The sequence below is a fragment of the Streptomyces sp. NPDC031670 genome (assembly GCF_055580545.1).
This window is the reverse complement of the sequence record NZ_JBVILC010000023.1, coordinates 88,908-96,605: the sequence shown is the minus strand read 5'-3', so window position 1 is coordinate 96,605 and position 7,698 is coordinate 88,908. Positions and strand designations below refer to the sequence as shown.

Annotated in this window: 6 protein-coding genes and 1 pseudogene; 3 read left to right on the top strand and 4 right to left on the bottom strand. The window is 74.0% G+C overall.

Annotated elements, in window-relative coordinates:
* Positions 1-255: 255 nt before the first annotated feature.
* Together ACZ5ID_RS31040 and ACZ5ID_RS31035 are read right to left on the bottom strand one after the other, a co-directional pair.
* Positions 256-2,160 carry a S9 family peptidase gene (locus ACZ5ID_RS31040; RefSeq protein WP_468904468.1) on the bottom strand — a complete coding sequence of 635 codons (1,905 nt, stop codon included), beginning with the start codon at positions 2,158-2,160 and terminating at the stop codon, positions 256-258.
* Positions 2,157-3,497 carry an MFS transporter gene (locus tag ACZ5ID_RS31035; protein WP_468904465.1) on the bottom strand — a complete coding sequence of 447 codons (1,341 nt, stop codon included), beginning with the start codon at positions 3,495-3,497 and terminating at the stop codon, positions 2,157-2,159. Before ACZ5ID_RS31035 ends, ACZ5ID_RS31040 begins: the two co-directional genes overlap by 4 nt.
* A gap of 645 nt (positions 3,498-4,142) precedes the next feature.
* On the opposite strand from ACZ5ID_RS31035, the gene ACZ5ID_RS31030 reads away from it, so the two are divergent.
* Entirely contained in the window at positions 4,143-5,030 is an 888-nt protein-coding gene (locus ACZ5ID_RS31030; protein WP_468904462.1) for a polysaccharide deacetylase family protein, read from the top strand.
* A gap of 33 nt (positions 5,031-5,063) precedes the next feature.
* On the opposite strand, the gene ACZ5ID_RS31025 is transcribed toward ACZ5ID_RS31030, so the two are convergent.
* Positions 5,064-5,279 carry a hypothetical protein gene (locus ACZ5ID_RS31025; protein ID WP_468904460.1) on the bottom strand — a complete coding sequence of 72 codons (216 nt, stop codon included), beginning with the start codon at positions 5,277-5,279 and terminating at the stop codon, positions 5,064-5,066.
* Positions 5,280-5,357: 78 nt separating this feature from the next.
* A complete protein-coding gene (locus tag ACZ5ID_RS31020) occupies positions 5,358-6,035 on the bottom strand; it encodes an AIM24 family protein (protein WP_468904457.1) in 678 nt (225 codons plus the stop codon).
* A gap of 85 nt (positions 6,036-6,120) precedes the next feature.
* On the opposite strand from ACZ5ID_RS31020, the gene ACZ5ID_RS31015 reads away from it, so the two are divergent.
* A complete protein-coding gene (locus ACZ5ID_RS31015; RefSeq protein WP_468904503.1) occupies positions 6,121-6,843 on the top strand; it encodes a peptidyl-tRNA hydrolase in 723 nt (240 codons plus the stop codon).
* An 83-nt stretch (positions 6,844-6,926) separates the two neighbouring features.
* Positions 6,927-7,571: pseudogene (locus ACZ5ID_RS31010) on the top strand (DUF4142 domain-containing protein); the annotation flags it as partial.
* Positions 7,572-7,698 lie beyond the last annotated feature (127 nt).

Genomic DNA, 7,698 nt, shown 5'->3' with positions numbered 1-7,698 from the left:
AAGGGAAAGGAAGGGAGAGTGGAGTGAAGAGTAGGGTGAGTGGAACAGAAGAAGAGGTGTTTCCCTTTTTTTGGGTCACCAAAAAGGAAAGAGGGGGGTCCCTGTCCCGGGGCCGGAGCCCGGTCCCCGGCACCGGCCGGCCCGTCGGTCGGGACCGCCGGGCCGGCCGGCGGGGATCAGTCCTCTTCGCCGTCCTCGGCGTTGCGGAACGGAACCTTGATGGTCACGCCGACGCTCGGCTTGCGGTTCTCCTCGTCACCCGCGAGCGGGTCGTTCTGGATGATGTCCTTCTGCATGGGAACTCCTCTCATCGTGTCGGGTGGTGCCTTTTCCGGCGGGGGCCGTGGTGCGGACCCGTCCGGAATCCCCGCTCCGGTCCGAGCGGGGAGTACGGGGGGCGAGCGCGCGGCCGGGGCCGCGCAGTTCGCGGTCGAGGAAGACCACCGCGCGGCGCAGGACCGCCACGTGGTGCTCCCCCTGGTAGCCGTCGTGGCCGGTCTCCAGCCACATCGACTCGTGCGGTACGCGCGCGTGGCGCAGGGCGGCGAGGTAGTCGCGCACCTGGCCGGGCGGGCACTTGGCGTCCCGGGTCGCGGCGACGACCAGGAGCGGGGCCCGCACGGCGCTCGCGTACCGCAGGGGCGAGCTGCGCTCGTACCGTTCGGGCACCTCGTCGGGGGTGCCGCCGAACAGCCGCTCGTCCAGGGCGCGCAGGGCCGGGGTGCCGGTGCGGTGGGCGGCGGCGCAGTCGGCCACCGGCTTCACCGCGACGCCCGCCTGCCACAGGTCCGGGCGGAGCCCGAGGGCGAGCAGCACGAGGTAGCCGCCCCAGGAGGTGCCCCACAGCCCGGTCGCGTCGGCGCGGACGACTCCGCGCGCGACCAGGTCGGCGCGGACCGCGGCGAGGTCGTCGACCTGGGTGAGCCCGACGCCCTGGCCGAAGGCCCGGCGCCAGCGGGGCCCGTAGCCGGTGGAGCCGCGGTAGTTGACGCGGACGACGGCGAAGCCGGAGGCGACGAGGGAGTGGACCACGCCGTCGTAGGCGTCCCGGTCGTGGTCGGCGGGGCCGCCGTGCACCAGGAACACCGCGGGGACGGGCCCCCGGCGGCCCTCGGGGAGGCTGAGCAGGCTGTGGACGGGCCCGTCCGGGCCGGGCGTCCACAGGTCGCGGTGCTCGCCGGGGACGGGGGCGGGGATGCCGTGGGTGGGCGGCAGCGGTGTCCCGGCGGTGGAGGCCATCCGGGGCGGGTTGGCGGTGTCGGTCCAGAGGTAGTGGACGTCGGTTCCGGCGCGGGGCGCGGCGTCCAGGAGGGTGCCGCGCGGGGTCGGCACGGGCTCGGCCGTGCGGGCGCTCAGGTCGACGCGGTGCAGGGTGCTGCGGCCGTGGCGGTCCTGGCGGACGAGGACCGTGCCCGCGTCGGGGTGCCAGCGGGCGGTGATCTCGGTGTCGAAGGCGCACCAGGAGTGGGTGGTGAGCGTTCCGGGTCCGCCGTCGTCGTCCGGGCGCCAGCAGGCGAGCACGTACTGGTCGTCGGCCTCGCGGACGAGGAGCAGTTCGGCGCGGTCGGCCGCGGGGGCGAAGCCCAGGCACCAGAGTCTGCCGTGCGGGCCGTCGCCGGGCAGCACCGCGCGCGTGGCGCCGTCGTCGGCCAGTACGGTCACGGCACGGGCCGAGCCCGCGGCGGCGCTGAGGGCGAGGAGACGGCCGTCGGGGGTGATGCCGGACAGGGTGGCGTGCCCGTCGACGCGCGTCACCTCGCGGGCCCGGCCGCCGCGCGGGCCGATGTGGACGGCGGTGGTCCGGGCGTCCCCGAGGCCGATGGCGACCGTGGCGTTGTCGCTGACGGCGAGGCCGCGCGGCTCGCCCGGGGGCGGCCCGGTCAGGCCGGGGCGGTCGGGGCCGCCCTCGAAGGGCTGGAACCGCCAGTGTCCTCGGCCGTGTTCGTCCTCGTCGAACCACCACACCTGTCCGTCGCGGTCGACGGCGTGGTGGAAGGTGCCGTGCGGGCGGTCGGTGACCTGGCGGGTGCGGCCGGTGCCGGCGTCCCAGGTGAACACCTCGCAGCGGCCCTCGGCGTCGCCGGTGAAGGTCATCCGCGCCGGGTCGGCGGCGCACACCTCGGGCAGCGCGGCCCGGTAGACCTGGTAGCGGCCGGTCATACGGCGGCTCCCCGCGCCGGTATCCGTACGTACGTGGTCCAGCAGGCCAGCAGGGTGAGCACCGCGGCGCTCGCGGCGGCGGGCGCGGCCGTGCCCGCGCGGGAGGCGCACACGCCGGCGAGGACGGGTGCGAGGGCGGCCGAGCCGCCGACGGCGGTGGCCAGGACCGCCGCGGTGCGGGCCTGGAGGGCGGGCGGGGTCTCCTGGATCGCCCGGGACTGGAGGACGACGGTGACCAGTGGCATCAGCAGACAGAACACGCCGAACAGTCCGCCGTACGTCCAGGGCCCCCGCGCGGTCGCCAGCGCGGCGGCGAGCGGCACCAGCAGCCAGGAGACGCCGATCAGCAGCCGGGCCGCGCCGATCCGGCCCACGACGCGGGGTGCGGCCAGCGACCCGGTGAGCCCGGCGGCGCCGGAGAGCGCGAGGACGAGTCCCATCGGGGCGCCCCCGTGGCCGCCCTTCTGGAGGGTGAAGACGGCGCCGTAGTACAGCGCGACGATCACGCCGTTGACGGTGGTCGTCCAGATCAGGACCAGCTTCAGGAAGGGCGAGGTGCGGACGAGGGCGAGCCCGGCGCCGAGTTCGGCGCGGAGGGCGGGGCGGCGCGGGCGGTTTCGGCGGGGGCCGGCCGGGCTCGGGGCGCCGGGGGTGTCCCCGTGCCCCGGCTCCCCCGGTGCTTCCCCCGGGCCCGGCTCCGCGCCGGCTTCCGCCGCTCCCCCGTCTCCCGGCCGCAGATCCGACTTCAGGGCGCCCACACAGACCGCCGCGACCGTGTACGACACCGCGTCCGCGACGAAGGGCAGGGCGCGGGAGGCCTGGTAGAGGGCGCCGCCCAGGGCCGGGCCGAGGACCAGCGCGCCCTGGTCGCCGGCGGAGAGTCCGGCCACCACCCGGGGGCTGTCGGCGGGCGGGGCGATCAGCGCGACGGTACCGGCGGCGGCGGCCTCGTACACCGCCGTGGAGAAACGTTCCACCAGAACCGCGCCGAGGAGCAGGGCGAGCGGGGGGCGGCCGGTGGCGGCGACGACGGCGACGGCGCCCATGGCGAGCGCGGAGACCGCGGCGGACCAGAGCATCACCGGTTTGCGCGCGCCCCGGTCGGCGGGCACGGCGGCGAAGGGGGCGAGGAGCAGCCCGGCCGCGGTGGAGACGCCCGCGACGAGTCCGACGGTCGCGGCGGAGTGGCCGAGGCCCAGGAGCAGCAGCGGCAGGACGACGCCGGAGGCCTGGGTGCCGAGCGCGTCGGTGGCGTTGGCGCACCAGAACAGCCGGACGTCCCGGGACAGCGGCCCGCGCACGGCCGCCCGGCCGGTGGCCGCGGTGGCGGAGCCCACTAGCACCCCACCGGCACGGAGGGCCGCTGCGTCGGCTCGGCCGGTTCGGGCCGCGTCGGCCCGTCCGGTGACAACTCCGCCCAGGCCGATAACCCTGGTTCGCGCACAGCCACCCCACAGTTGGTCAGGTTGCGAAGAAAGTGTGCAGGATTCGAAACGAGCGGGAGCCTAACCACGGGCCCGCCGGAGCGACAAGGGGCGTGTCGTCTAGGCCGAAATTGAACTCCGTAAGCGCTCGGCAAAGAAACCGATTGCTCTGTACGGATCCCGGCCTCATCAGAGGCGCCCGCCGACTCCACTGGCGCGGAAAGGGAATACCCACGTCCGCACAGCCGGCGCCGTGGGCGGGGTCCGCGCTTCCCGCTTCACTGCGGCTAACTCCCCCGCCGGCCATGCCGGATCGCGCACCTCGGCCGGTATATGCGTCTTCCCGCCGGCGAACCGGGCCCGGTCGGGCGGACAGTGGCAGGACGGCACCCGGCCGGGTCCGGAGAACGCGCCGGGGCGATGTGCGGGCATCGGAGGACCGTGCCGGGCGCCGGATTCTCGGAGTGGTTCCCTCCGGTTCACTCATTGGCCGGAAACGTATGGGCCTCGACGGCGACGCACCCCGCCGATCAGCAAATGATCGTATAGCTTCCGCCCGTGACCATTTCTGTACGAAAGCTGCTGTCGATCGCCGTTCTGGGTGCGGCACTCGCGGGCTGCGGCTCCGATCCGGCTCCCGCCGACCGTGGCGCGAAGGCGGCTCCGGGCCCGAGCAGGCCGTCCACCGCCCCCTCGGCGGCGCCCGCCTCTCCCGCGGCGCCGATCCCGCCTCGGGCGCCCACGCTCGCACCGGGCCCCGGCGGTCTCACCCCGGTCTTCAGCCGGGCCCCCCGGGGCGGCCAGAAGATCGTCGCGCTCACCTTCGACGCCGATATGACCGCCGACGAGGGTCCGCGGGCGGCGCGCGGTGAACGCTTCGACAATCCCGCGCTCATCGCCGACCTGCGCCGGCTGAAGGTCCCCGCGACCGTCTTCATGACGGGCCGGTGGGCCGAGGAGTACCCGGCCGAGGCCCGCGCCATCGGCACCGATCCGAACTTCGAGGTCGCCAACCACTCGTACAGCCACTACGCCTTCAAGTCCCCCTGCTACGGCCTGCCCGTCGTCGGCAGGGGCGAGATGCGCGCCGACGTGGAGAAGGCGACCGCCTCCTTCAAGAAGGCCGGGGTGCGCAACGCGGTGCCGTACTTCCGCTTCCCCGGCGGCTGCTTCGACGACGGGGTGCTCAGGGCCCTCGGCCCGCTGCGGATGACCGCGGTGCAGTGGGACGTGGTGAGCGGCGACGCCTTCGCGCACGACGCGGACGCCGTCGCCGAACAGGTGCTGGCGGGTGTGAAGCCGGGCTCGCTGGTGGTCATGCACTGCACCCGCAGCGCGGCGCCCGTCACCGACCGGGCGATCCAGCGGATCGTGCCCGAGCTCCGCGCGCGCGGCTACCGCTTCGTGAAGGTGTCGGAGCTCATCGGGTCGGCCACGAAGGGCTAGCGACCGGCCCCAGCCCCCAGCGCGCCACCGGAGTCAGCCGGAGCAGGCGGTGCGCTGGGCCTCCTGCCACTCGCAGACCGGGCAGAGCGTGACGCCCTTGACCGACTCCGGGTACTCGGTGGGCTCGCGGCACAGCACGCACTCGGCGTACGGGGGCCCGTCGGCCGGGGCGGGCCGCTCGGGGGCGGCCGGGGCGCAGTAGGTCGCCTCGCCCTCGTCCGCGCGCGGCCGGTCCTGGTCCTGGTCCATACGGACCAGCGTAGTCGCCCGGGGGCCTCCGGTGCCTTCCCGCCGGTCGGCCGCCCGGGGCCGGGCCGCTCGGGGGCCTCAGTGCTGCTCGGTCTTCTTCGGGGTCACCTCGCTCGGGCGGACGATGACATAGCCCTCGCCCTGGAGCATCAGCTGCACGGCCTCACCGGAGCCGCCGCGGATCATCGAGCCGATGGACTGCGAGCGGTGCAGAGAGGTGTTCAGGTTCGCGGTCCAGCCGACGACCGCGTCGGTGTCCACGTACACCGGCTGCTGCGCGGTGACCGGGATGACCAGCGGATTGCCGTCGCAGACCAGGCCGAGCCGGCCCCAGCCGGTGAAGACGCTGTTGAAGAGGCCGCCACCGGCGATGCCGGAACCCTTGACGGTCTTGATCTCGTACGAGAGGGAGGCGTCGAAGCACAGGACGTTGCGGCCGTTGACGGTCAGGACGTCGCCCTGCTCGATGTCGACGATGAAACAGTTCTGCGCCTCGTGCGCGAACCACGCCTCGCCCTGGCCCGTGACCGCCATGAGGGGCAGGCCCTCACCGGTGACCGCGCGCTTGAGCATGCCGCCTATGCCCTGGCCGCGCCGCTCGAACTGGAGGTTTCCGCGGTAAGCGATCATCGCTCCCTGGCGTGCGAGCATCTCGCCGTTGACCGCGTACTTGATGGACTTGGCGTTCTGCAGCGTCATACCGGCCTCGGTGGCCGGCTCCGCCATGTGCCCCGAGGAAAAAAGATCGCTCTTCATGCGCGCATCCTGTCCCGGAAGGGTTCATTCCGCCAAGATTCCGGGGAAGCGCGGCTGGCAGACTGGTGCGGTGAGCAGTGAAGAGATGCCGAAGACGCCCGCCGCGAGCCCGTTCCGCGAGGAGCCCGACGTACGCGACGAGGCCCCCCAGTACGTCCTGCCGCTGGTCGTCCGCATCGAGAAGACCGACCCGCCGGCCCGCACCGACGCGCTGGAGACCGCGGCCCGGGCCGTCCTGGTGATGCTCGCCGACGAGCGGTCGCTCGGCGAGGGCGTCTGGGCCCAGGCCGTGCGGGACTGGCAGGACGCCAGGATCCGCAAGGTGGTGCGGCGGGCGCGCGGCGCCGAGTGGCGCAAGGCGTCTGCGCTGCCGGGCATCGCCGTGACCGGCAAGTCGGCGCAGGTGCGGGTCTTTCCGCCGGTCCCGCTGGACGGCTGGCCGAAGGAGCTGCTCAAGCTCCAGGTCTCCGGGACGGACCTGGACGACCCGGCCGAGCCGCCGGCCCCCGACCCCCTCGCGCCGGTCCTGTGGCTCAACCCGGAGCTCGACATGTCGGCGGGCAAGACGATGGCCCAGGCCGGGCACGGCGCCCAGCTCGCCTGGTGGGAGCTGACGGAGGCGGAGCGCACGGCGTGGCGGGAGGCGGACTTCGCCCTGTCGGTCCGGGTGGCCCCCCGCGAGCGGTGGGCGGCGCTGACGACCGGCGGGCTGCCGGTGGTCCGGGACGCGGGCTTCACGGAGATCGCGCCGGGGTCGTGCACGGTGGTGGCGGACCACCCGGCGCTGCGGGAGCGGCTCGGCCGGTGAACACCGTCCGGCTGATCTGAACACGACTCCCGTCCCATCCGTACCTCCCGGTACGCCAAATCGCCTGCACGGGAGAGATGTTGATGCGACGCATCGGACGGACGGACCGGACCGACCGGATCGGGATACTCGGCCGTTTCAACGGAACGGCTCTGATCATCGTGGCGCTGGCCGCCACCATCGGCGCGCTCGCCTTCCCCGTCTGGTCGTACGCCGACCGGCTGGGGACGGACAAGTCGAACCTCGACGCGTCGTCCGTGGCGACCCGCTGGGGGCCGCTCTCGCCCGCCGACCGCGAGCTGGTGACCAAGGTGCGGCTGGCCGGGCTGTGGGAGCTCCCCGCCGGGCAGCAGGCGCAGGAGCGGGCACCCAGCGCGGCGATCAAGGCGGCCGGTGACCACATGGTCATGGGGCACACCGCGCTCGACAAGCACGTACGCGATGTGGCCGCCCAGCTCGGGATGGAGCTGCCCAACCAGCCCAACGAGCAGCAGCAGGGCTGGCTCAAGGAGCTCTCGGCCGCGCAGGGCCACGACTACGAGGTGAAGTTCGCCAACCTGCTGCGGCGCGCCCACGGCAAGGTGTTCGGGCTGGTCGCCCAGGTCCGGGCCTCCACCCGCAACTCGCTCGTACGCGATCTGGCGCAGGACGCGAACCAGACGGTCCTCGACCACATCAACATGCTGGAGGCGACGGGCCTGGTGGACTACGACTCGCTGGCCGCGCAGAAGTGAGCCAACCTCAAATCAAGCTCTGAAGGTGGGCGCGGGCGGGTTGGCGCGCACCGGGCGGGGCCATGACCACTCCACACGCGCCCTGAACGCGTCGGACTACGGGGGAGGCCGGCCATGGAGC